We start from the raw sequence: 26,326 nt of genomic DNA, 5'->3' as shown, positions 1-26,326 counted from the left end.
ACCTCGCCGCCCGACCCCCGGGGCGCCGAGACCGCCGCCCCCGGAGGCCGACCGACCATGACCGAGCGACTCACGAGCCGCGTGCGCCTCGACCGGCGCTACCTCCCGGTCCTCGGCACGTTCGCGGTGCTCGCGCTCATGCTCGTCGTGGGCGGGAGCCGGTACGAGAACTTCCTCTCGGCCCGCGTCGTCTCGAACCTGTTCATCAACAACTCGTTCCTCATCGTGCTCGCGGTCGGGATGACCTTCGTCATCCTCACAGGCGGCATCGACCTCTCCGTGGGCGCCGTGGTGGCGCTGTCCGGCATCACGACGGCGTCGCTCCTGCAGAGCGGGTGGCCGGTCGCGGTGGTGCTCGTCATCGCGGTCCTCATCGGCACCGTGCTGGGGCTCGCCGTCGGGCTCATGGTCCACGTGTTCGACATCCAGCCGTTCATCGCGACGCTGGCCGCGATGTTCCTCGCGCGCGGCTTGTGCTACGTCATCAGCCTCCAGTCCATCCCGATCACGAACGAGTCGTTCGTCGCGCTCGCGGGCTGGAGCCAGGAGATCGGCGACGGCTGGCGCCTGACGACCGCGGTCATCATCGCGCTCGTCGTCGTGGCGATCGCGTTCTACGTGCTGCACTACACGCAGTTCGGCCGCACGGTCTACGCGATCGGCGGCGGCGAGCAGTCGGCGATGCTCATGGGCCTGCCCGTCGCGCGCACCAAGGTGCTCGTCTACGTGGTGAGCGGCACGTGCGCCGGCATCGGCGGCCTGCTGTTCGCGATGTTCTCGCGGTCCGGCTACTCGCTCACGGGCGTCGGCATGGAGCTCGACGCGATCGCGGCGGTCGTCATCGGCGGCACGCTCCTCACGGGCGGGACGGGCTTCGTGCTCGGGTCCGTGCTCGGCGTGCTCGTGCTGGGCCTCATCCAGACGATCATCACGTTCGAGGGCACCCTGAGCTCGTGGTGGACGAAGATCGTCATCGGCGTGCTGCTGCTGGTCTTCGTGATCCTGCAGCGCGTCCTCGTCATCAGGCGGAGGTGAGCCGGCGGCACCGGCCCCCGCCCCGGACGTCCGCGTGACGTCCGCGGCGCGGGGCCGGTGCCGCGGCCGTCTGCCCGGGCCGACGGCCCGGGGTCACCGGAGCAGGACGGGGGCCGGCACCCCTGGGTCGTTCGGGCGCACGCCCGACCGGCGGTGTCATGACGCCGCCCTTGTAGAATGTGAGCGCTCACACTAGGCTCGGGCCGAACTTGTGAACGCTCACACGCAACGGTGCGTGTCTCTCGACGATGAGAGGAAGCCCTATGGAAACGTCTGTTCACCCGTCCCTCCCCACGCCCCGGCGCAGACCGGCGCGCCGCCGGTCCGTCGCGGTCGCCCTCGTGGCGGGCATGGTCGGCACGGTCGCGCTCGCGACGTCGCTGCCGGCCGCCGCCGCGGAGCCCGACCTGCCCGACGGCGCATGGGTCGACACGTTCGACGGCGCCGCGCTCGGCCCGGACTGGACCGTCGTCAACCCCGTGCCCGAGGCGCTGTCCGTCGGCGGGGGGAAGCTCACGCTGACCTCGCAGCCGGGCGACACGTACCAGGACGCGAACAGCGCGAAGAACGTCGTGCTGCTCGACGTGCCGGCGGGCGACTTCACCGTCGTCACCCGGCTGGAGGTGCCCGTCGCCTCCGTCTACCAGGGCGCCGGCCTCGTCGCGTGGCAGGACATGGACAACTACGTCCGGTCGGGCCTGACCTTCGTGGGTGACCTCTCGCCGTCGGGCCGCGCGATCGAGAACGACGTCGAGACCGGCGGCGTCTTCAGCGCGGCGGCCTTCACCGACCGCCCGGGCTCCACCGGGGAGACGCTGCGCATGCAGCGCACCGGCGACACGATCGCGACGAGCTTCTGGGACGGCACCGCGTGGCAGCCCGCGGGCTCCGTGACCGTCGACTTCCCGACGACGCACGTCGGCCTCTACGCGCTCGCCGCGCAGAGCGGCGCGGCGCACACCGCGGCGTTCGACTACGTCGCGGTCCAGGCCGCCGAGGGCGCGGACCAGGTGCCCGACGGCACGTTCACGCTCGCGGGCCCGGGCGACGCCCGGTACCTCGTGGCGACCGACGACGGCCTCGCCCTCGACGACGAGCGCCCCGCGACGACCGTCGCGCTCGCCGCGACGGCGGTCGACGGCGCCGAGGGCACGTCCCCGGTGACGCTCGCCGTCGGCGACCGGCCCGTGGTCGTCTCCGGCGCGTCCCGGCTCTCCCTCGGGCCCGCGGGCGCGGACGCGACGGCGCTGCGGCTCACCGACGCGGGCGGCGGCACGGTCTGGCTGCGCAGCGCGGCCGACCCCGAGCGGTACGCCGGGGTGCGCGCTTCCGACGGCGCGCTCGTCCTCGGTCCGCGCGACGCGGCCACGAAGCTCACGATCACGCCCGCCACGAGCGCGGACCACGAGATCACCGTGGACCTCGCGGGCGAGCGCACCCAGATGAGCGACGAGCTGTACGGCATCTTCTACGAGGACATCAACTACGCGGCCGACGGCGGCCTGTACGCCGAGCTCGTGCGCAACCGGTCGTTCGAGTTCAGCAACCAGGACAACGGGTCGTTCACCGGCCTCACCGCGTGGAGCGCCGCGAACCGCGGCGGCGCGACGGCGACGACCCAGGTCGTGAACGACGCCGGGCGGCTCAACGCGACGAACCGCAACTACCTCAACCTGACGACGACGGGCGCGGGCGCCGGGGTGCGCAACGCCGGGTACAACACGGGGCTGTTCGTCGAGGAGGGGGAGTCCTACGACTTCTCCGTCTGGGCGCGGTCGGCGACGGCGCAGACCGTCACCGTGCGCGTCGAGGACGCCGCCGGGACCACGGCGTACGCGACCGGCCAGGTCGCCGTCGACGGCTCGAACGCGTGGAAGAGGTACGACGTCACGCTCACCGCGACGGGCACGACGAACGCCGGGCGGCTCGCGCTGCTCTCCGGCGCGGCGGGCACGCTCGCGCTCGACCAGGTGTCGCTCTTCCCGCAGGACACGTGGGTCGGCCCGGTCAACGGGAAGTCCGTGCTCCGCAAGGACCTCGCCGAGAAGATCGACGCGCTCGACCCGCAGTTCCTGCGCTTCCCCGGCGGCTGCGTGACGAACGTCGGCACGTTCCGCACGTACGAGGAGTCGGGCTTCACCGACCGTCGCCGCACGTACCAGTGGAAGGAGACGATCGGCCCGGTCGAGGAGCGCGCGACCAACTGGAACTTCTGGGGCTACAACCAGTCCTACGGCATCGGGTACCTCGAGTACTTCCTCCTCGCCGAGGACCTCGGCGCGACGCCGCTGCCCGTGGTGTCGGTCGGCGCCAACGGCTGCGGCAGCACCATCCCCGAGATGACCGACCCCGCGCAGATCCAGCGGTGGGTGGACGACACGGTCGACCTGATCGAGTTCGCCAACGGCGACGTGACGACCGAGTGGGGCGCCGTGCGGGCCGAGCTGGGCCACCCCGAGCCGTTCGGCCTGAAGTACGTCGGGCTCGGCAACGAGGAGAACACGAAGACGTTCGAGGCCAACTTCCCGGCGTTCCGCGACGCGATCGCGGCCGCCTACCCGGACGTCCAGATCATCTCGAACTCCGGGCCGGACGACACGGGCCAGCGCTTCGACGAGCTGTGGGAGTTCAACCGCGAGCAGGACGTCGACCTCGTCGACGAGCACTACTACAACGACCCGCAGTGGTTCCTCGAGAACGACGAGCGCTACGACTCCTACGACCGCGAGGGGCCGCACGTCTTCCTCGGCGAGTACGCGTCGCGCGGCAACACGTTCGCCAACGCGCTGTCCGAGGCCGCCTTCATGACGGGCCTCGAGCGCAACTCCGACGTCGTGCGGCTCGCGTCGTACGCGCCGCTGCTCGCGAACGAGTCGTACGTCCAGTGGTCGCCCGACGCGATCTGGTTCGACAACGACGAGTCCTGGGGCTCGGTGAACTACTACGTCCAGCAGCTGTTCTCCGCGAACGCGGGCGACGAGGTCGTGCCCAGCACGCACTCCGGCCCGGCGCCCGCCGACGCGACGCTCGACGGCGGCGTCTTCCTCTCCACGTGGAACACGGCCGCGCAGTACGACAACGTGCGCGTCACCGACAACGCGAGCGGCGACGTGCTCTTCGCGGACGACTTCGAGTCCGGCGCGTCGCAGTGGGAGCCGCAGTCGGGCACGTGGGCGGCGCAGGACGGCGCCTACGTCCAGTCGGCGACGAACGTCACCGACGCCCGGTCGATCGTCGCCGGCGCGTACGCGAAGGACTGGTCGAGCTACACGCTCGAGCTCGACGCGCGCAAGACGTCGGGCGCGGAGGGCTTCCTCGTCGGGTTCGCCGCCGGCGGCCCGAACGACTACTACTGGTGGAACCTCGGCGGGTGGAACAACACGCGCCAGGCCCTCCAGCGCGCGTCGGGCGGGAGCGCCAACGAGGTGCAGGCCGTCGAGAACCACAGCATCGAGGCCGGTCAGCCGTACCACGTCAAGGTCGTCGTCGAGGGCTCGACCATCGAGCTCTACCTCGACGGCGAGCTCCAGATGTCCTACGAGCAGCCGTCGACCAAGTCGCTCTACCAGGTCGTCACGCGCGACGACGAGACGGGCGACGTCGTGGTCAAGGTCGTCAACCCCACCGCGACCGCGGCGCGCACGCAGGTGCACGTCGAGGGCTCCGACGGCATCGCGGACCAGGCGACGGTCACGGAGATGGTGGGCGCGCCGTCGGACACCAACACCAAGGCCGACCCGGAGCGGATCGTCCCGGTGGAGCGGACGCTCACGGGCGTGGGGGAGGAGTTCTCCTACGAGTTCCCCGCGCACTCGATCACGTTCGTCCGGCTGCACGCGTCCGACACGGAGCCCGAGCTCGACCTCGCGGTCGACGTCGCGCCGCGCTGCCTGGCGGGCACGGCGTACGTCGCCGTGCGCGCGACGAACGGCGAGGACGTCCCGGTCTCGGTGACGCTCGCGACGCCGTTCGGGCAGAAGGCGTTCGCGGACGTGGCGCCCGGCAGGAACGCGTACCAGTCGTTCGCGGCGCGCGCGACGTCGGCCCCGGCCGGCACCGCGACGGTGACGGGCACGGCGACGCTCGACGGCGAGCAGGTCACCTCGACCGTCGACGTCGCCTACGACGCGCTCGACTGCGGCTGAACCATGCCGAGGTAGAACCGCAGGTCGCGAGGTAGAAGCCCCCGGGCTCTACCTCGCGACCGCTGGCTCTACCTCGCGAGAGCACGCTTCCCTCGTGGCCGGTCCGGCGGGCCACGAGGGCGCGGCCCGCGCTCCCCGCGCGGGCCGCCACCGCACGACACCGCACGACACCGCACGACACCGCACGACACCGCACGACACCGCACGTCTCGACGCGCGGGCGACGACGCCCGCGCCGACCAGAGGAGCACCGATGCACCCCCGACCGACCGACGGCGTCCGCCGTCGACCCGGCGGCGTGGCCCGGCTGGCGGCCGTGGCGGCCGCCGCCGCGCTCGCCGTGACCGCGTGGGCACCGTCCGCCGTCGCGGCCGACGCCCTGCCCGCGCCCGTCCTCGACCTCGCGTTCGACGGCGACGTCGCCGACGCGAGCCCCCTCACGCACCCCGTGGCCCTGCGCGGTCACACGGGCTCCGCGCCGACCGGCTTCTCCTACGTCGACGGCGTCGACGGGGCGGGGCAGGCCCTGCGCCTGAGCGGCAGCACGTACCTCGACCTCGGGTCGTCGACGGCGCTCCAGCCCGAGGACCTGACCCTCTCGTTCTGGGTGGAGCCCAGCGGGAAGCTGTCCGGGGAGCACGTCATCACGTGGAACAAGCGGGCCTACAACTCCGACGGCTGGTACCTGTCGTCCGAGTCGGACACGGTGCCGCTCGCGCTGTCGGTGGGGCCGGCGTCGGGCCAGCCGTACAAGGTGCGGGTCGCGAGCTCCGACCGCGCGGCGTTCTTCCCCGCGGACGAGTGGACGCACGTCGTCGTCACGTACGACCACGCGACGAAGGCCGTCGCGTTCTACCGCAACGGCGAGCAGGTCCCGTCGACGGTGGCCAGCGCGGTCGCCGGCGACGCGACGGGGGTCCTGGGCTCCGACCCGGCGCTGCCGAAGACGATCGGGTTCAACGGGCCCCAGTACAACGGCGCCTACCTCAAGGCCGCGCTGGACGACTACCGCCTGTACGACGCGGTGGCGGACCTGGGCGACGTCGTCGGGCTGTACGAGGAGAGCGGGCGCACGGTGGACCGCGACGCGATCGCGCAGGACGACGCCGACACGCTGTCCCTGCCGGAGCGCGCGACGGTCGCGCTCGTGCTCCCGGCGACCGGCTCGCGCGGGTCGACCGTGACGTGGCGGTCGTCGCATCCCGAGGTCGTCGCGACCGACGGGACCGTGGTCCGGCCCGCGATCGGGGAGGACGACGCGCACGTCACGCTGACCGCGACGGTGCGCTACCTCGACGGCGAGCCGGTGACGCGCGACCTCGAGGTCGTCGTGCCCGCGCTCGTCGACGAGACGCCGCTCGAGGAGACCGCGCTGCCGTCGGTGCTGCTCTCCGACGACTTCCTCCAGAACGCTGCCGCGAAGGAGCACGAGTACCTGCTGAGCCTGGACTCCGAGACGTTCCTCTACGAGTTCTACAAGGTCGGCGGGCTGACCCCGACCACGGCCGCCGGGTACGGCGGCTGGGAGCGCAGCAACGCCGTGAACTTCCGCGGCCACGCGTTCGGCCACTACCTCTCGGCGCTCGCGATGTCGTGGTCCTCGACGCAGGACGAGGCGACGAAGGACGCGCTGTTCACCGAGATCGAGGAGGGTGTGGGCGGGCTCGCGCGCGTGCAGGACGCGTACGCCGCCGCGCACCCCGGCTCGGCCGGGTACGTCTCCGCGTTCCGCGAGTCGATCCTCGACCAGGTGCAGGGCACCGGGACGTCGGACGAGAACGTCATCGTGCCCTGGTACAACCTGCACAAGGTGCTCGCCGGGCTGCTCGACGTCGCCGAGCACGTCGACGGCCGGGTCGGCGACCAGGCGCTCGCCGTCGCGACCGACTTCGGGCTCTACGTCCAGGGGCGCGTGGCGAAGCTGCCGAGCACCGACGTCATGCTCCGCACCGAGTACGGCGGCATGAACGAGGCGCTGTACGAGCTGTTCGACCTCACGGGCGACGTCCGGATCAAGGAGGCGGCCGAGGCGTTCGACGAGGTGACGTTCTTCCGTCAGCTCGCCGCGGGCCAGGACGTGCTGCTGGGCAAGCACGCCAACACGCAGATCCCCAAGCTGCTCGGCGCGCTCAAGCGCTACCAGGTGTTCACGCAGAACCCCGCCTACTACGACCTGCTCACGCCCGCCGAGAAGGACGAGCTGCCGATGTACCTCGCGGCGGCGGAGAACTTCTTCGACATCGTGGTGCGCGACCACACCTACGTCACCGGCGCGAACAGCCAGGCGGAGCACTTCCACGCGCCCGGGTCGCTGCACGAGCGCGCGGACGAGCAGGGCACCGCGCGCAACGCCGAGACGGCCGAGACGTGCAACGAGTACAACATGCTCAAGCTCGCGCGCGAGCTCTTCACGCTGAGCAAGGACGTGCGGTACGCGGACTACTACGAGAACGCGTTCATCAACACGATCCTCGCGTCGCAGAACCCGGAGACCGGGACGACGACGTACTTCAACCCCATGGCGTCGGGCTACCACCGCGTCTACAACCTGCCGTTCACCGAGTTCTGGTGCTGCACCGGGACGGGCATGGAGAGCTTCTCCAAGCTCGGCGACTCGATCTACTTCACCGGCCAGGGCTCGGTGTGGGTCAACATGTTCTTCTCCTCGACGGTCGAGCACGTGGAGCAGAACCTGCGGCTCACGCAGGAGGCGAACCTGCCGAACGAGGACACCGTGACCTTCCGCGTCGACGCGCTCGACGGCGGTGCGGTCGCCGAGGACGCGACGCTGCGCCTGCGCGTGCCGTCGTGGATCGCGGGCGAGCCCGCGGTCGAGGTGAACGGCGCCGCCGTCGAGCCGCACGCGTCGCGCGGGTACGTCGTGCTGCCCGTCGCCGCGGGCGACGTGGTCCGGTACACGATGCCGATGGCGGCGTCCGTCGTCGACACCCCGGACAACCCGTACTTCGTGGCCTTCCGGTACGGGCCCGTCGTCCTCTCCGCGAACCTCGGCGAGGTCCCCGAGCCGGCGTGGCAGGGCACGGGCATCCTCGTCCGCTCGTCCACGCGCGACGCCGACGCCCAGACGACGATCACGGCCGCGAACATGGGCGCCGACGAGTGGAAGGAGCGGATCGCGGAGAACCTCGTCCGCGTCGAGGACGACGCCGAGGGTCGGGTCCAGCTCGAGCTGCGGAACACCGCCGACGGCGGCGACCTCGTCTTCACGCCCCACCACACCAACTGGGACGTGACGTACGGGCTCTACCTCCACCTCGACGAGCCGGACTCGGCCGCGTCGCAGGAGCGCATCCTGCGCGCCAAGCAGGAGCTGCGCGACGCCGACCGCACCGTCGACAGCCTGACGAGCTTCGACAACAACAACTTCGAGAACGCGAAGAACCTCCAGCAGAGCGGGTCGTCGGTCGGGACGTTCTCCGGCCGTCAGTTCCGCCACGCGAACGGCACGGGCTGGTTCAGCTACGACCTCATGGTCGACCCGGCCTCGGCGTCGAACCACCTGGGCGTCACGCTCTACTCGGGCGACCAGGGCCGCGTGTTCGACCTGTACGTGAACGACGAGAAGCTGAAGACGATCACCACGGTCGCGAACGCCCCGACCAAGGACGAGCAGGGGTTCTACGTCGACACGACGCAGCTCCCGGCGAAGTACCTCGAGATCGGCGAGGGCACGCGCTGGAAGGTCGACAGCGCGGGGGAGTACGTGCTCGACGAAGACGGCGAGCGCATCCCCGTGGTCACCGTCCGCTTCCAGGCGACGGGCGGCTGGGCCGGAGGCGTGTTCGGCGTCCGGGTCGACCGCGCGGCGTCGTACGACGCGACGCCCGGGCTCGCGGCGCTCGCGTTCGACACCGGGTCGCTCGCCCCTGCGTTCGACCCGGCGGTGACGGACTACACCCTCACCGTCCCCGCGGGCACGACGAGCGTCGTGCTCGACGCCGACCCGCACGTGCCGAGCGGCCTGGTCCGCGTCGACGGCGTGCTGATCGACGACACGCAGGGTCGCGTCGTGCCGCTCCCGGCGGACGGGAGCGCTCGGACCGTGGAGGTCGTCGGCGTCGCGCAGGACCACGAGACCGCCACGACCTACCGGGTCGAGATCGTGCCGGGGGCGACGGCCGTCGTCCCGCTCGACGTCGAGGTCTCGTCGCGCTGCCTCGCCGGCAGGGCCTACGTGGCGGTCCGGGCGACGAACACGGGCGCCACGCCGGTGGACGTCACCCTGGCGACGCCGTACGGGGAGAGGTCGTCCACGGGCGTCGCCCCGGGCGCGAGCGCGTACCAGTCGTTCGCGTCGCGCGCGACGGCGGTCCCCGCCGGCACCGCGACGGTCACCGCGACGGCGGTGCTCGACGGCGCCCCGGTCACCACGACCCACGACGTCGACATCGAGCCGCGCACCTGCGGCTGAGCGACCCGCGCGCCGCACCGGCGTCCTCGCGGTCGGTCCGACGGGCCGCGAGGACGCCGCACCACGGCGACGCGGCGTCAGTCGATATCGGTACCGACATCGATATCCCCGCATGAACCCACGACAGCAGCAGGACCTCGACGAGGAGGAACGACATGAGCAGGCACCGGAGACGACGAGCCGCGGCGACGATCGTGGCGGGGGTGCTGGCGCTCGGCGCCGGCCTGCCCGCGGCGCACGCCACCACGACGACCGACGACGCGCCCCCGGCGGCGACCGCCCTCACCGGGCTGACCACGACGGACCGCGGCGACGGGACCTACGACGTCCCGCTCCTGCGCAGCGACGTCCCCGACATCAGCGTCACGCGCGTCCCCGCGGCCGAGAACGACGAGGGCCGCGACCTCTACTACATGATCAGCACGACGATGCACCTCGCGCCCGGCGCCCCGATCATGAAGTCGTACGACCTCGTGAGCTGGGAGATCGTCGGCTACGTCTACGACCGTCTCGGCGTCGGCGACGTGTCGTCGCTGCGCAACGGGAAGAACGGCTACGGCAACGGGCAGTGGGCGTCCTCGCTGCGCTACCGCGACGGCACGTTCTACGTGGTGTTCAACACCAACGACCTCGGGGGGTCGTACCTCTTCCGCACGGACGACGTCGAGCACGGCGCGTGGGAGCGCACCGCGCTCGGCCGGGGGTTCCACGACCCGTCGCTGTTCTTCGACGAGGCCGACGGGGGGACGCCCTACATCTTCTACGGCTCGGGCGCGACGAGCGCCGTCCGGCTGAACGACGACCTCACCGCGATCGAGGCGGACTTCCCGAACATCTTCCGCGCCGCGGACTACGCGGGCGAGCCGTTCGTCGGCGGGCTGTTCGAGGGCGCGCAGGTGCACTACATCGACGGCGAGTACTACGTCGCGATCATCACGTGGCCCAGCGGCCAGAACCGGCAGGAGGTGCTCTTCCGCTCGCCGCACCTGCTGGGCCGCTACGAGACCGCCGACGGCTCGAACCCGTACGAGGCGCGCAGCGCGCTGAACTCGGACGGCTTCGCGCAGGGCGGGCTGGTCGAGGTGCCCGACGGTGCGGGCGGCTACGAGTGGTGGGGGATGTTCTTCCGCGACACCTACCCTCTCGGCCGCATCCCCGCGCTCATCCCCGCGACGTGGGAGGACGGCTGGCCCACGTTCGGCGACGACGGCGTCGTCCGTGTCGGCGACACGTTCGCCAAGCCGATCGTGCTGGACCCGGCGACGGAGCGCCGGGAGCGGCTGAAGAGCATCGTCGCCTCCGACGACTTCGCGAACGACGCCGAGCACCGCGCGTTCAGCGACACCGTCTGGGAGGTCCCCGACGCGCCCACGTACGACGAGTCGCTGCTCGGCGTCGAGCTCGTCGCCAACCCGGGGTTCGAGGACGCCGGGACCGCCCCGTGGGCCGCGCAGTTCGGGGCGACGCTGTCGCGCGAGACGAGCGGCGCGGCGTCGGGCACGGGCGCGCTGCGCGTGGCGGGCCGGACGCTCAACGGCTCCGGGCCGAACCAGCAGCTCGGCGGGAAGATCCAGGCGGGCGTGACGTACGAGGTCTCGGCCCGGGTCCGCTACGCCTCCGGGCCGGCGCAGGTCCGCTTCAACCTCGTCGGCGACTGGGGCGCGGGCGTCACCACGCTCGCGTGGGCGAACGCCACGCCGGGGGAGTGGACGACCGTGCGGGGCACCTACACCGTCCCGCAGGACGCGGACGTCCGGACCTTCAAGCTCGCGGTCGAGACGCCGTGGGGCAACCCGCAGCCGCCGTCGTCGAGCGTCGAGTACCTGCTCGACGACGTGTCCGTGGTCGGCCGCGCGCCGGCCGTCGAGACGCCCACGCTCGAGGAGGTGTCGTACAACGGCTCGGACCTCGACCTCGCCTGGCAGTGGAACCACGCGCCGGACAACCGGTACTGGTCCCTCACCGAGCGCGAGGGCTGGCTGCGCCTGACCAACGGGCACGTCGTGACCGGCGAGGCGGAGTACACCAAGGCGCCCGGGCGCGACCTCACCTACCTCGAGGAGGCGCGCAACACGCTCGGCCAGCGCACCTTCGGGCCGACGTCCTCCGCGGAGACCCGCCTCGACGTGTCGGGGATGCTCGACGGCGACGTCGCCGGCCTGGCCGTCTACGGCCGCAGCTTCGCGTACGCGGGCGTCCAGCAGGTCGACGGCGAGCGCATGCTCGGCCTCGTCACGCGGCTCCAGCCGTTCACCGACACGATCGACCGCGAGGCGGTCGAGTCGTTCGTCCCCGGGTCGCAGGTCCCGCTCGGGGAGCGCACGGACGTGCACCTCAAGGCGGACGCGGACTTCGCCTCGCCGAACGGCCAGCTCTGGGTGCGGTACTCCTACAGCCTCGACGGGCGCACGTGGCAGCCGCTCGGGCCGCGCCAGGGCCCGCTCGTCATGGACTGGAGCCTGTCCCACTTCATGGGCTACCGGTTCGGCCTCTTCTCCTACGCCAAGGAGCGGACCGGCGGGCACGTCGACTTCGACCACTTCCTCCTCAGCGACGTGCTCGACGCCGACGGCGGCGCCGACCGGACGGCGCTCGACGCCGTCGTCGCCGAGGCGGAAGGGCTCGACCCGGCGGACCACACGGCCGAGTCGTGGGCCGCCGTCGAGCAGGCCCTCGCCTGGGCGCGGTCGACGACCGCGCCGTCGACGCAGAACCAGGCCGACGCCCCCGCGCGGGCGCTCGCGCTCGCCGTCGCGTCGCTGGAGCCGACGACGTCCCCGGACGTCGCGTTCGCGGCGGAGGCGAGCCTGCGCGCGCTCGCCGGCACCGACTACGTCGCCGTGCGCGTCGTGAACGAGGAGGACGTCCCGGTGGACGTGGTGGTCACCACGCCGTACGGCAGCCGCACGTTCGCCGACGTCCGACCGGGGGCGAGCGCCTACCAGGCGTTCCCGACGCGACGGTCGCAGGCGCCGGCCGGCGAGGCCACCGTCACCGTCACGCGCTCGACCGACGCCGCGACGACGACCCGCACCGTGCCGTTCGGCCGCTGACCCGCGCCCGACCCGGCGGGTCGCGCAGGCCGCGCCGGGTCGGCGCCAGAGGAGGGAGGACGTAGGACGACGGCGGGGGACCGCCGTCGGGCACGACCGTCCGCGCGAGGCGCGCGGACGCGCAGGACACCCACATCGATCGAGGAGGATCCATGGACACGCACCACCGCAGACGACGTCGCCTGCGCGGCGCCGTCGCCGGGGCCGCGCTCGTGACGCTGCTCTCCGCGTCGCTCGCCGCGCTGCCGTCGTACGCCGCGGACGAGGAACTGGTCGTCAACGGCGGCTTCGAGGACGGCACGACCGGCTGGTTCGTCAACAACGGCAACGCGACCGACAAGGCCGTGCTGTCGACCACCGACCAGGCGTTCGCGGGCGAGGCCGCGGCCCTGACCACCGAGCGCGCGACGACCGGCTCCGGTCCGATGCAGGACCTCAGCGGCAAGGTCCGCGCGGGCGAGACGTACGAGCTCACCGCGAAGATCCGCTACGACGCCGCCGCGGCGCCGGCCGCCAAGCAGTTCTTCGCCACGATGCACTACGGCGGCGGGTCGTACACGAACCTGGTGAGCGTCACCGCGACGAAGGGCCAGTGGGCGACGTTCGACGGCCGGTTCACGATCCCGGCCGACCAGAACGTCGGCACCGCGCGGCTGTTCTTCGAGACGCCGTGGACGAGCAACCCGTCGGCCGACCCGGCGACGCACCTCATGGACTTCGTGCTCGACGACGTCTCCGTCGTCGGCGCGGCCCCGCCCGGACCACCCTCGAAGACGATCGAGGTGCTCGGCAAGCTGCCCGGCGAGCACAACCCGCTCATCTCCCACAAGTTCGGGGCCGACGGGTTCGGGTTCGTCGAGGACGGGCGCGTGTACATGTACATGACGAACGACACCCAGGGCTACGCGCCCGACCCGGTGACGGGCGTCTCGCCGCAGATCAACTACGGCAGCATCAACCAGATCACGCTCATCTCGTCCGAGGACCTCGTGAACTGGACGGACCACGGCGAGATCCAGGTCGCGGGGCCGCAGGGCGTCGCGCCCTTCACCAACAACTCGTGGGCGCCGGGCATGGCGAAGAAGACGGTCGACGGCGTCGACAAGTACTTCCTCTACTACGCCAACGGCGGCGGGTCGTCGAACGTCATCACGGGCGCCTCGCCGCTCGGGCCGTGGACGAGCGAGCGCGACAGCACGCTCATCGACGGGCGCACCCCGGGCGCCGAGGCCGTGGCCTGGAAGTTCGACCCGGCGCCGCTCGTCACCGACGACGGGGCGTACCTCTACTTCGGCGGCGGCCCGGCGTCGACGTCGATGCCCGCGGCGGAGCGGTTCAACAACCCGAAGAACATCCGCGTCATCGAGCTCGGCGACGACATGGTCTCCACGCAGGGCACGGCGGCCGTCGTGGACGCGCCCGTGGCGTTCGAGGCGGCGCAGGTCTTCGAGCGCGACGGGAAGTACTACCTGTCGTACTCGTCGCACTTCGGCGGCAACGACTTCGGCGGCAACCAGGCCACGCTCCCGGGGTACCCGGGCGGCGGGCAGATCGGCTACATGATCTCCGACGACCCGATGTCGTTCCCCAAGGAGACGTACGCCGGCGTGATGTTCCCGAACCAGTCGCAGTTCTTCGGCGCGGGCACGGGCGGCAACAACCACCAGTCGGTGTTCGAGCTGGACGGCAGGTACTACTTCACGTACCACGCGCCCACGCTCAACAAGCGCATCAACGGCAGCACCACGCAGGGCTACCGCAGCCCGCACATCCAGGAGCTGACGTTCAACGCGGACGGCACGGTCCAGCAGGTCGTCGGCGACTACGCGGGCGTGGACCAGGTCAAGGACCTCGACCCGTTCCAGGTGCTCGAGGCGGAGACGTTCGCGTGGCAGCAGGGCCTCACCACCGCGAAGGTCGACGGCGGCTCGGCACAGTTCGGCGACCAGGCGCCGAACCTCGTCGTCCGCGACGTCGACGCCGGCGACTGGTCGGCGCTGTCGTCGGTCGACTTCGGCGACGGTGCCGCGAGCGTCACGGCGCGCGTCAAGCCGCTCGTCGAGGGCGCCACCGTCGAGGTGCGCCTCGACGACCGCGAGGGTGCCGTCGTCGGCACGCTCGACCTCGACACCCTCGTGGGCGAGTGGGCGGACGTGACCGCTGCACTGGAGGGCGTGAGCGGCGTCCACGACGTGTACTTCACGTTCGCCGGCCCCGCGGGCGTCGACCTCGTCGAGGTGGACACGTGGGAGTTCGCGGCCGACGCCGCGGGCCCGGCCGTCGAGCTCGACGTGACCGCCTCCGCACGCTGCCTCGCGGGCAAGGCCTACGTGGCGGTGCGCGCGACCAACCTCGCCGACGTCGCGGCCGACGTCGAGCTCGTCACCCCGTTCGGCACGCGGGTCGTGCGTGACGTGGCACCGGGGGCGAACGCGTACCAGTCGTTCGCCACACGGTCCGCGTCGCTCGCGGCCGGGGTCGCGACCGCCACGGGCACCGCGGTGCTCGACGGCGCCACGGTCGAGACGGCGCACGAGGCCGCCTACGGCGACCTGTCCTGCGGCTGACACCGGACGACCAGCACTGCCCGACGACGGCCCGCACCCCACCCGGTGGTGCGGGCCGCCGTCGGCGTCCGGGGGCGCCCGGGAGCCCTCACGCGCTTTTCGACATCGTTGTCGGTCCCGGGGTCCCTAGGCATGTTTGCGTTCACATGTTAGCGTTCACACGCGCGTCCGACGGCGGACCCGCGACCGGCGCCGACGCCGGGCACGACGACGAGGAGTCACCGATGACCTCACGCCACGAACCACCCCCGACGCCCGCGGAGCCCCGCGCCCGACGCCGACGCCGCTCGCTCGCGGCGCTGCTCGGCCTCGCGCTCGTCGCCCCGCTCGCGCCCGTGGGCGCGGCGGCCGCCGGCCCTATGCCCGCGGCGCCCGCACCGGTCCCCGTCGCGGCCGAGCCGACCACGGACGGTCTGCGGCTCTGGCTCCCGCTCGACGAGACCGAGGGCACCGTCGCGCACGACGCGTCGGGCCACGGCCTCGACGCCGCGCTCGTCGGCACGGGCGGCGGGTGGCGCGCGGGACAGGGCCTCACGTTCGGCGGCGCGAACCACGTGGACCTGCCCGACGACCTCCTGGCCGGCTACGACGCCGTGACGGTGAGCGCGGACGTGTGGGTCGACACGTCGCTGAGCGGCAACTACTTCTTCTACACCCTCGGCAACCCGGCGGTCGGCACCCCGCAGTCCGGGAACGGCTACCTGTTCTCGACGGGCAACGCGAACTACCGCGCGACGATCTCCGACCTCGCGTGGGGCCGCGAGCAGAACACGGCCAAGACCCCCGCGGGCGCCCTCCAGCGGGGCGTGTGGAAGACCGTCACCTACACGCTCGCGGGCGGCACGGCGCGGCTGTACGAGGACGGCACCCAGGTCGGGCAGAACACCGCGGTGACGATCACGCCCGGCGCGATCGGCGGCGGCACCACGACCGCGAACGCGCTCGGGAAGTCGGCCTACGCCGCCGACAACCTCTTCAAGGGGCGCATGAAGGACTTCCGGCTCTACGACCGCGCGCTCACCGCGCAGGAGGTCGCCGACCTCGCGTCGGACGCCGCGCAGGACGCCGTCACGGCCGACGCCGCCGCGCTCGACCTGGGCGACACGAGCGCCGTCGGCACGGACCTCGTGCTCCCCGCGAAGGGCGTCGGTGGCTCCGCCGTCGCGTGGTCGAGCTCCGACGCGGGCGTCGTCTCGGCGAGCGGCGCGGTGACGCGCCCCGCGGGCGACGAGCCGGCGACCGCGACGCTCACCGCCACGGTGACGTTGCGCGGCGCGACCGCGACCCGCACGTTCGACGTCACGGTCCTGCCGGGCGACGGCCACCAGGCGAAGGCCGACGCCGCGGCCGCCGCGCTCGAGGTGACGAACCTCGACGACGTGCGCGGCAACCTCACGCTGCCCACCACGGGGCTGCACGGCGCGAGCGTGACGTGGGAGTCGTCGTCGGGCACGATCACCCCGACGGGCGAGGTGACGCGCCCGGCGCACGGCGAGGACGCCGAGACCGTGGCCCTCACCGCGACGGTGACGGTCGGCGCGGCCACCGCCACGCGCGAGCTCGCGGCGCACGTGCCGCCGCTGCCCGAGCAGGAGGACCTCGCGGGCTACCTGTTCTCCTACTTCGTGGGCGAGGGCACCGCCACGGGCGAGCAGGTCTACTTCGGGCTCAGCCAGGGCAACGACCCGCTGAAGTACCAGAACCTCAACGACAACCAGCCCGTCCTCACGTCGGAGCTGGGGGAGAAGGGCCTGCGGGACCCGTTCGTCATCCGCTCGCCCGAGGGCGACAAGTTCTACCAGATCGCCACCGACCTCAAGATCTACGGCAACGGGAACTGGGACGCGTCCCAGCGCACCGGCTCGAAGTCGATCATGGTGTGGGAGTCCACGGACCTCGTGAACTGGACCGACCAGCGCCTCGTGCAGGTCTCGCCCGACACCGCGGGCAACACGTGGGCGCCGGAGGCGTACTACGACGAGACGATCGGCGCGTACGTCGTGTTCTGGGCCTCGAAGCTCTACGCGGAGGACGACCCGGACCACACCGGCAACACCTACAACCGGATGATGTACGCCACGACGCGCGACTTCGTGACGTTCAGCGAGGCGCAGGTGTGGGTCGACCCGGGCTACTCGGTCATCGACTCGACCGTGACGCAGCACGACGGCCAGTACTACCGGTTCACCAAGGACGAGCGGAACAACACGTCGTCCACGCCGTGCTCCAAGTTCATCCTCGCGGAGAAGGCGGCCGAGCTGCGCTCGACGGACTACGACTTCATCACCGACTGCATCGGCAAGGCGAACTCGCTCGGCGGCGGGATCAACCAGGGCGAGGGCCCGACGATCTTCAAGTCGAACACCGAGGAGAAGTGGTACCTCTTCATCGACGAGTTCGGCGGCCGCGGCTACGTGCCGTTCGAGTCGACCTCGCTCGACGCGGCCGAGTGGACCATGTCCACCGACTACGAGATGCCGTCGCGACCGCGCCACGGCACGGTGCTCCCCGTGACGCAGGCCGAGTACGACCGCCTGCTGCGCACGTACCAGCCCGACGCGTTCGTCGAGTCCGTCGAGGACGTCGCCGTGACCGTCCAGACCGGCTCCGCGCCGGTGCTGCCCGCGAGCGTCACGGCGCGCTTCGCCGACGGCTCCACGGGCTCGGCGGATGTCACGTGGGACGCGGTCGACCCGGCGTCGTACGCGCAGGCGGGCTCGTTCGAGGTGCTGGGCACGCTCGGCGGCGGGGTGAGCGTCCGCGCCCGCGCGGTCGTCACCGTGACCGACGACGTCGTCCCCGTCGAGGGCCTCAGCGTCACCCCCGAGTCGCTCGAGGTGGGCGTCGGCGGCACGCGGCAGCTCACCGCGACCGTCACGCCCGCGAACGCGACGGCGCGCGCGATCACGTGGGCGTCGGACGACGCGGACGTCGCCGCGGTCTCGGCCGACGGCGTCGTGACGGGTGTCGGCGAGGGCCACGCGCTCGTCACGGCGACGACCGCCGACGGGTCGCGCACCGCGTACGTGGCGGTCGAGGTGACGGCCGACGTGCCGGGCCTCGTGGTGCGGTACGCGTTCGACGAGACGAGCGGCACGGCGGCGGCGAACACCGCGCCCGGGTCGTCGTTCGGCCCGGCGACGCTGACCAACGGCGCGGCCTTCTCCGGCACCGGGGAGGGCGTCCGGCTCGACGGGACGGACGACTACGTCGACCTGCCCGACCACCTGCTCGCCGGGCTCACCGACGTCACGGTCGCGCTCGACGTCAAGGTCGCGACGGACCAGGCGACGCCGTACTTCGTCTACGGCCTCGGCAACACGAGCGGCACGGCGGGCGACGGGTACCTGTTCACCACGGGCAACGCGTACCGCACGTCGATCGCGACGGGGAACTGGACCACCGAGCAGACCGTCACGAAGAACGCGAACCTCCAGCGCGGGGTGTGGAAGCACCTCACGTACACCCTGTCCGGCACGACGGCCGTGCTCTACGAGGACGGCGTCGAGGTGGGCCGCCAGACCGGCGTCACCATCGACCCGAAGGACATCGGGAACGGCTCGACGCTCGCCAACTACATCGGCCGCTCCCTGTACTCGGGCGACCGCTACCTCAAGGGCTCGGTGCGCGACTTCCGGGTCTACGACCGTGCGCTCACGGCCGACGAGGTCTACCAGGTCGGGGCGGACCACACGGCCGTCACGGGCGCCGAGCTCGACGCGCTCAAGGTCCCCGCGATCGTCGACCGGGCGAGCTCGACCGTGACGCTCGCCGTCGTGCCGGGCACGGACGTCTCCGCGCTCGCGCCGGTCCTCACGGTCTCGCCGCGCGCGACCGTCACGCCCGGGAACGGCTCGGTGCAGGACCTCACGCAGCCCGTGGAGTACACCGTGACCGGGCCGGACGGGTCGTCGCGCACGTGGACGGTCCAGGCCAAGCAGATGGGCAGCCCGGTACTCCCCGGGACGTACGCCGACCCGAACATCGCGCAGTTCGGCGACACGTTCTACCTCTACGCCACGACCGACGGCACGCCGGGCTGGGGCGGCAAGGACTTCTACGTCTGGAAGTCCACCGACCTCGTGACGTGGGAGCGCTCGGAGCAGCCGTTCCTCACGCTCGACGGCGCGAACGGGAACGTCCCGTGGGCGACCGGCAACGCGTGGGCGCCGACGATCATCGAGCGGGACGGGAGGTACTGGTTCTACTTCTCCGGCCACAACCCGACGTACGACCGCAAGACGATCGGCGTCGCGGTGGCCGACAGCCCCGAGGGACCGTTCACCGCGCAGCCGACGGCGATGATCACCAACGGCGAGGTGGTCACGTCCGGCCAGGCCATCGACCCGGCCGCGTTCCGCGACCCGGAGACCGGGAAGTACTGGCTGCTGTGGGGCAACGGCGGGCCGTCGAACGGCCCGGTCATGGCGGAGCTGGACGACGACATGACGTCGATCAAGCAGGACACGCTGCGGCGCATCCCCGGCCTGACCGACTTCCGCGAGGGCCTGTTCCTCAACTACCGCGACGGCGTCTACCACCTCACGTACTCGATCGACGACACGGGCTCGGAGAGCTACCGCGTCGGCTACGCGACGTCGGACAGCATCGACGGCCCGTGGACGTACCGCGGCGTGATCCTCGAGAAGGACGCCTCGCAGGGCATCCTCGGGACCGGGCACAGCTCGATCCTCAACGTCGAGGGCACGGACGACTGGTACATCGCGTACCACCGGTTCGCCATCCCCGGCGGCGACGGGACCCACCGCGAGACGACGATCGACCGCCTCACGTTCGGCGAGGACGGCCTCATCCAGAAGGTCGTGCCGACGCTCGAGAGCGTGGACCCGGTCGACGTCGCCCCCGCGCCCCGGGTCGAGCTGACCGTCGAGGCCACCCCGCGGTGCCTCGCGGGCAAGGTCTACGTCGCGGTGCGGGCGACGAACGCGGGCGTCGTGCCCGCCGACGTCACCCTCACGACCCCGTACGGCACGAGGACGTTCGCGGGCGTCGCCCCGGGCGCGAACGCCTACCAGTCGTTCGCGACGAGGGCGACGTCGGTCCAGGCGGGCACCCTGACGGTCACCGGCACGGCCGTGCTCGACAGCACCCCGGTCACCACGCCCTACGACATCGCCTACGACGCCCACCCCTGCGGCTGACGCCCCCCCGAGGTAGAGCCCCGGTGAGCCGAGGTAGAGGCGTGGTCACGACCACGCCTCTACCTCGCGGGACCGGGGCTCTACCTCGCGACACACCTGCATCTCGACGAGGAGAGGACGACATGATTTCCATACACCGAGCACGCTCGGCGCTCGCCGCCGGGCTGGTGGGGGCGCTCGCCGTCTCCACGCTCGCCGCCGCCGTCGCGGCGCCGGCCGCGGCCGACGTCGGCGGCCCCACCGACGACGGTCTCGTCGCGTGGTACCCGCTCGACGCCGCGAGCACGACCGGCGGCACGACGGCGAACCGCGCCGAGGGCTCGACGTTCGGCCCGGCCACGGTGGTGGGCGGCACGGCGACGGCCGACGGCACGACGCTCGACGGGACCGACGACTATGTCGACCTGCCCGACCACCTGCTCGCGGGCCTCACGGACGCCACCGTGAGCCTCGACGTGCTCGTGAGCCAGGACCAGGGCACGCCGTACTTCGTCTACGGGCTCGGCAACACGAGCGGGTCGAACGGCAACGGTTACCTGTTCACGACCGGCAACGCGTACCGCACGTCGATCGCGACCGGGAGCTGGACCACCGAGCAGACCGTCACCAAGGGCGCGAACCTCCAGCGCGGCGTCTGGAAGACCCTCACGTACACGCTCTCCGGCACGACGGCGACGCTCTACGAGGACGGCGTGCAGGTCAAGCAGGCCACGAACGTCACGACCGACCCGGGCCAGATCGGCGGCGGGCAGACGACCGCGAACTACGTCGGCCGCTCGCTCTACTCCGGCGACCGCTACCTCAAGGGCCAGGTGCGCGACTTCCGCCTCTACGACCGTGCGCTGAGCCCGGCCGAGGCGGCCGAGCTCGCGGCCCGGACCTCCACGGCCGCCGCGGACGCCGACCTCGCCGCGCTCGACCTCGGCGACACGAGCGCCGTCACCGCGGACCTCGTGCTGCCCACCACGGGGGCGCAGGGCTCGATCGTCACGTGGACGTCGTCGGACGCGGGCGTCGTCAGCGCCACGGGGAAGGTCACCCGGCCCGCCGCGGGCGAGGACGACGCGACCGTGACCCTCACGGCCCTCGTCACGCGCGGCGCGGTCGCGCGCACCGCGCAGATCGACGTCACGGTCCTGGCCCACCTCGCGCCCGCCGAGGCCGTGGCGTGGGACGCGAGCCACGTCGTCGTGCCGCACCTCGACGACGTGCGCGGCAACCTCACGCTGCCCGCGGAGGGGGCCAACGGCTCCGCCCTCACGTGGGAGAGCTCCGACCCCTCGGCCGTCTCGGCCACGGGCGAGGTGACGCGGCCCGCCCACGGCGAGCCGGCCGCCGTCGTGCGGCTCACCGTCACGGCGACGAAGGACGGTGCGACCGCGACGCACACCTACGACGCGACGGTCCGCCCGCTGCCCGCCGCGGCCGACTACGAGGGCTACTTCTTCCCGTACTTCGAGGGCGAGAGCACCGCGGACGGCGAGTCGGTCTACTTCAGCGCGAGCAACGGGAACGACCCGCTCGACTGGGTCGAGCTCAACGACGGCGAGCCCGTGCTCACGTCGACGCTCGGCGAGAAGGGCCTGCGCGACCCGTTCATCATCCGCTCGCCCGAGGGCGACCGGTTCTTCCTCCTCGCGACCGACCTGCGCATCTACGGCGGCAACGACTTCGGCAACGCGCAGGAACGCGGGTCGCGCGCGCTGATGATCTGGGAGTCGACCGACCTCGTGCACTGGTCCGACCAGCGCATGGTCACGGTGTCGAGCGCGTACGCGGGCAACACGTGGGCGCCCGAGGCGTTCTGGGACGCGCAGCGCGGCGAGTACATCGTCTACTGGGCCTCGGCGCTCTACCCGACGACGTCGACCGACGGCCGCCGCATCGCCGACTCCTACCAGCGCATGATGTACGCCACGACGCGCGACTTCGTGACGTTCTCCGAGCCGCAGGTGTGGATCGACGAGAAGCGCGGCAACGGGCTGGGGATGATCGACTCGTCGATCGTCGAGCACGACGGCACGTACTACCGGTTCACCAAGGACGAGGCGTACATGATCCCGCGCCTCGAGAAGTCGACGGACCTGCGCTCGACCGAGTGGGACCTCGTCGCCGAGAAGATCGGCTACGGCCAGCCCAACCCGTGGGGCGGCATGCTCACCGCGGGCGAGGGGCCGACCGTCTTCAGGTCGAACACCGAGGAGAAGTGGTACCTCTTCGTCGACCAGCCGAGCTACCACGGCGGCCAGGGCTACCTGCCGCTCGAGTCCACCGACCTCGACTCGGGCGTGTGGACGTCGGTCGACGCGCACCTGCCGAGCAGCCCGCGCCACGGCACCGTGCTGCCGATCACGGCCGCCGAGCACGCCGCGCTCCTCGCGGCGTACGGCGAGCAGCCGCCGGCGCCCGAGCTCGACCTCGCGGTCGAGGTCGCGCCGCGCTGCCTCGCGGGCAAGGCGTACGTCGCGGTCCGCGCGACGAACGGGGAGGACGTCCCCGTCACGCTGACGCTCACGACGCCGTACGGGGAGAAGACGGTCGCCGACGTCGCGCCGGGGAAGAACGCGTACCAGTCGTTCGCCGCCCGCACGACGGCGGTCCCGGCGGGCACGGTCGCGGTGACCGGCGTGGCGACCCTCGACGGCCGGGAGGTGACGGCCACGCGCGAGGCGGCGGTCGACGCGCTCGACTGCGCCTGACCGTCCCCCGGTCCGGCTTCGGCCGGGCCGGGGTGCCGGACCCCCGGGTGGTGTGCCGGCACGGCCCGGGTCCGGGCTCGGCCCCCGTCGCTCCGCGGAGCGGCGGGGGCCGAGCCGTGCCCGCCTGTCGACGAGGGCGCGTCGCGTGGGTGAACAAACTGGACGGGTGTTCAGTTCGAGCGTCCAGGATGGCAGGATGTCCGTGAACTGGACGCCCGTCCAGTCGGGTTCGGGGGCGACCCAGCGGTGCCCGCCCCGGGCCGGACGAAGAGGTTCCCCGCGTGACGACGACCACCCGCAGGCTGCTCGCCGCCCTCGTGCTCGCCGGCTCGCTCGTCGTGCCCGCGGGCACGGCCGGCGCCACGACGCCGACCACCATCCCTGCAGCGGCCGCCGCCCCGGCCGCCACCCCGGTCGCGATCTCGGTCACGGACCCCGCCGACGGCGTGCGCGTCAGCGTCGAGATCACCGAGCGCGCGGCGCCGACGGCGCCGCGCGTGGCGGTCGTCGGCTCCGGGCCGTTCGTCGTCGGCGGCAGGCTCGAGCTGCGCGGGACCGGCCTCGCGCCGCACTCCGTCCACGAGGTCTGGCTCGAGAGCGATCCCGTGCTCCTGGGCACCGTCACGACGGACGCCGCCGGGGCGTTCCTCTTCGTCGCGACGATCCCCGCCGGCACGACGCCGGGCGAGCACCACGTGCGCCTCGTGCCGACGGCGGGCGGCGCCGACGTGGTGTCCGAGCCTTTCCTCGTGCTCGCCGCCCCCGGCGAGCCGCACGAGCCCGGGACGACGCCGTCCGCGGGGCCCGGGAGAGCGGGCGGGTCGGGTGGTGCGGCGGCGGGCGGCGGGCCGGGCTCCTCGCGCCCGGGCCTGGCGACGACGGGCGCGGGCCTGGGCCTCGCCGCGGCGCTGGCCGGGGCGGCGGTCCTGGCCGGGGCGGCGCTGCGCCGTCGGGCAGGCAGGGACGGCGCGGCCTGAGCCTGCGCACCTCTCCGGGCGCACCTCGTCGGCGCGCCCCTCCGGCGCGCCCGCAGGGTCAGCTCTCCGGCTGCGGCTCCGCCTCGGCGCCAGCCCGCGCGGCCTCGGCCGCACGCGCGTCGGCGTCGCGTGCGTCCGCGGCAGCCTCCGCGGCGTCCATCGCCCGGTCGTCGACGACGAGCATCCCCAGGAGCGTCGCGCCGGACACCACCGCCATGACCACGAACACCGTGCGCAGGCCGAAGAGCTCGCCGAGCAGGCCGCCCACGGCGGCGCCGAGGGGCAGCGTCCCCCAGGCGAGGAGCCGGTAGCACGCGTTGAGCCGGCCCAGCAGGGCGTCGGGCGTGATGCGCTGGCGCAGCGACAGCGTCACGACGTTCCACACGGCGATCCCGGCACCGCCGACCGCGAAGACGGCGCCGATCACCCATGCGCTCGTCGTCACCGCGGGGACGCCGACGAGGGCGACCGTGCCGAGGATCGTCAGCGCGAGGGAGCGCGCACGCCCGATCGTCCCGACGACGCGTTCGGCGACGAACGACCCCGCGAACGCCCCGACCGCCGTCGCGGTGAGGAGCACGCCGTACGCCGGCTCGGACAGGCCGAGGGGCGAGTCGGGGCCGACGGCGTAGAGCACGAAGACCGCGAACGCGGCGTTGCTCGCGAAATTGATGCCGCCGACCATCATCGCGAGCGTGCGCAGGATGCGGTCGTGCCACAGGAACCGCAGGCCCTCGGCGACGTCCGCGCGCAGCGTCGTGCGGGTCGCGCGCACCGTCCGGTACGTGCCCGGGAGCCCGAGCAGCAGCACCACGGCGAGCGCCCAGAGCGCTCCGGGGACGCCGAACGCGACGGCGGCGCCCGCGGCCACGAGCAGCCCGCCCAGGGGCGGCCCCACGAACTGGTTCGCGGTGAGCTCCGCCGCGTAGAGGCGCCCGTTGGCGCGGGGGAGCGCGGTGCGCGGCACGACCTGCGGGAGGATCGACTGCGCCGAGGTGTCGTACAGCGTCTCCGTGACGCCGACGGCGAAGGCGACGACGTAGAGCACGGCGATGCCCCCGGCGTCGGGCACGAGAGCGACGGCCGCGAGCGCGACCACGAGGACCGCGCGCGCCACGTTGGCGCCGACCATCGCGAGCCGCCGGTCCAGGCGGTCGGCGAGCGCGCCCGCGGGCAGCGCGAAGAGCAGCCACGGGAGCGTGAGGGCGAACGTCAGCCCCGCGACCAGCGCCGGCGACTCGGTGTACCGGACCGCGACGAGCGGGAGCGCGACCTTGAGCACCCCGTCGGCGAGGTTCGACACGGTGGACGCGGCCCACAGGCGCCGGAACGGCGCACCGAGCGGTGCGGCGGCGGGGTGGCGGCGCCCGGGGCGAGAGGCCATGTCGTCCAGCATGGCACAGTGATCGAGAAACCCCAATCGATCGAGCACTCTCGATCGGAGGTCCGTACGATGAGCCCATGACCCCCGAGCCCACCCTGGAGCCGACTCCGCAGTCGATCCCGGACCCCGGCGCCGGGCCCGCCCCCGGGCCGCGCGCCCCCGACGTCTCGGGCCGTCGTCCGCCCACCGCCCTCGAGGCGAAGGCGCTCGCGCACCCGCTGCGCCAGCGCATCGTGCGGCAGTGCGGCACGCGCGAGATGACGAACAAGGAGCTCGCCGACCACCTCGGCGTCCCGCCGGGCACGGCGCTGCACCACGTCCGGCTCCTCGTGCGCGCCGGGCTGCTCGAGCCTGCGGAGGTCCGCACGGGGGCGGGCGGGGCGCTCGAGCGGCCCTACCGCGCCACGGGTGCCACGTGGTGGCTCGACGACCCGCTGCGCGACGCCGCGCCTGGCGCGCGGTTCGGCCCCGTCGCCGCGGCGCTCGACGACGCCCTCGCCGCCGGTCCGGACGCCGTCACCACGTCCGCGGCGTTCTACCTGCACCTCTCCGACGACGACGTCGCCGAGCTCGACCGCCGCATCCTCGCCGTCCTCGACGAGTACGTCGCGACCGACGCCGACCGCCACGACCGCCCCCTGCACCGAGGCCTCTTCGTCCTGCACCGCCCACCCTCCTGACCCCGACCGGCCGAGGTCGGTGAGACCGCGCGGGAGGACCGTACGGTGCGGCCCCACGCGGCACGACAGCTCTGGGCTCCCGTGGCGGGAACGTCGGGCCCCGCGTGGCACGACAGCGCCAGACCGACTGCGCGCGACCACCGGACCCGGACCCGGACCACGGGACGGAGGGCGACGGCCAGGACGAGCGGT

10 protein-coding genes are annotated in these 26,326 nt (G+C 72.8%); 9 read left to right on the top strand and 1 reads right to left on the bottom strand.

Going from position 1 to position 26,326, the window contains the following annotated elements:
- The first annotated feature begins 57 nt into the window (after positions 1 to 57).
- From yjfF to E1O70_RS13890, 8 genes are all read left to right on the top strand, one after another.
- Positions 58 to 1,035, top strand: a complete 978-nt coding sequence (gene yjfF / locus E1O70_RS13930) for a galactofuranose ABC transporter, permease protein YjfF (protein WP_061269183.1) — start codon at positions 58 to 60, stop codon at positions 1,033 to 1,035.
- Positions 1,036 to 1,298: 263 nt separating this feature from the next.
- Positions 1,299 to 5,180, top strand: a complete 3,882-nt coding sequence (locus E1O70_RS13925) for an alpha-L-arabinofuranosidase C-terminal domain-containing protein (protein ID WP_167505714.1) — start codon at positions 1,299 to 1,301, stop codon at positions 5,178 to 5,180.
- A 253-nt stretch (positions 5,181 to 5,433) separates the two neighbouring features.
- On the top strand, positions 5,434 to 9,612 hold the full coding sequence (locus E1O70_RS13920; RefSeq protein ID WP_061269178.1) for a beta-L-arabinofuranosidase domain-containing protein: 4,179 nt from the start codon (positions 5,434 to 5,436) through the stop codon (positions 9,610 to 9,612).
- 155 nt (positions 9,613 to 9,767) lie between these two features.
- Positions 9,768 to 12,665 carry a beta-xylosidase family glycoside hydrolase gene (locus E1O70_RS13915; RefSeq protein ID WP_061269179.1) on the top strand — a complete coding sequence of 966 codons (2,898 nt, stop codon included), beginning with the start codon at positions 9,768 to 9,770 and terminating at the stop codon, positions 12,663 to 12,665.
- Positions 12,666 to 12,817: 152 nt separating this feature from the next.
- Positions 12,818 to 15,232, top strand: coding sequence for a family 43 glycosylhydrolase (locus E1O70_RS13910; RefSeq protein WP_061269180.1), 2,415 nt, complete (start codon positions 12,818 to 12,820; stop codon positions 15,230 to 15,232).
- A 224-nt stretch (positions 15,233 to 15,456) separates the two neighbouring features.
- A complete protein-coding gene (locus tag E1O70_RS20460) occupies positions 15,457 to 20,394 on the top strand; it encodes a family 43 glycosylhydrolase (protein ID WP_061269181.1) in 4,938 nt (1,645 codons plus the stop codon).
- Positions 20,395 to 20,516: 122 nt separating this feature from the next.
- Positions 20,517 to 23,093 carry an immunoglobulin-like domain-containing protein gene (locus tag E1O70_RS13895; RefSeq protein WP_128957552.1) on the top strand — a complete coding sequence of 859 codons (2,577 nt, stop codon included), beginning with the start codon at positions 20,517 to 20,519 and terminating at the stop codon, positions 23,091 to 23,093.
- A gap of 281 nt (positions 23,094 to 23,374) precedes the next feature.
- Positions 23,375 to 24,070: a hypothetical protein gene (locus E1O70_RS13890; protein WP_061269155.1), complete on the top strand. Its 696-nt coding sequence runs from the start codon at positions 23,375 to 23,377 to the stop codon at positions 24,068 to 24,070.
- Between the two features lie 58 nt (positions 24,071 to 24,128).
- On the opposite strand, the gene E1O70_RS13885 is transcribed toward E1O70_RS13890, so the two are convergent.
- Positions 24,129 to 25,454, bottom strand: coding sequence for an MFS transporter (locus E1O70_RS13885; RefSeq protein WP_061269157.1), 1,326 nt, complete (start codon positions 25,452 to 25,454; stop codon positions 24,129 to 24,131).
- A gap of 77 nt (positions 25,455 to 25,531) precedes the next feature.
- On the opposite strand from E1O70_RS13885, the gene E1O70_RS13880 reads away from it, so the two are divergent.
- On the top strand, positions 25,532 to 26,134 hold the full coding sequence (locus E1O70_RS13880; protein WP_174526036.1) for an ArsR/SmtB family transcription factor: 603 nt from the start codon (positions 25,532 to 25,534) through the stop codon (positions 26,132 to 26,134).
- The last annotated feature ends 192 nt before the right edge of the window (positions 26,135 to 26,326 follow it).

Origin of the sequence: Cellulosimicrobium funkei, from assembly GCF_004519295.1 — a bacterium.
In the GTDB taxonomy this organism is placed as follows: Bacteria; Actinomycetota; Actinomycetes; order Actinomycetales; family Cellulomonadaceae; genus Cellulosimicrobium; species Cellulosimicrobium funkei.
This window is presented reverse-complemented; position numbering and strand designations above follow the sequence as displayed.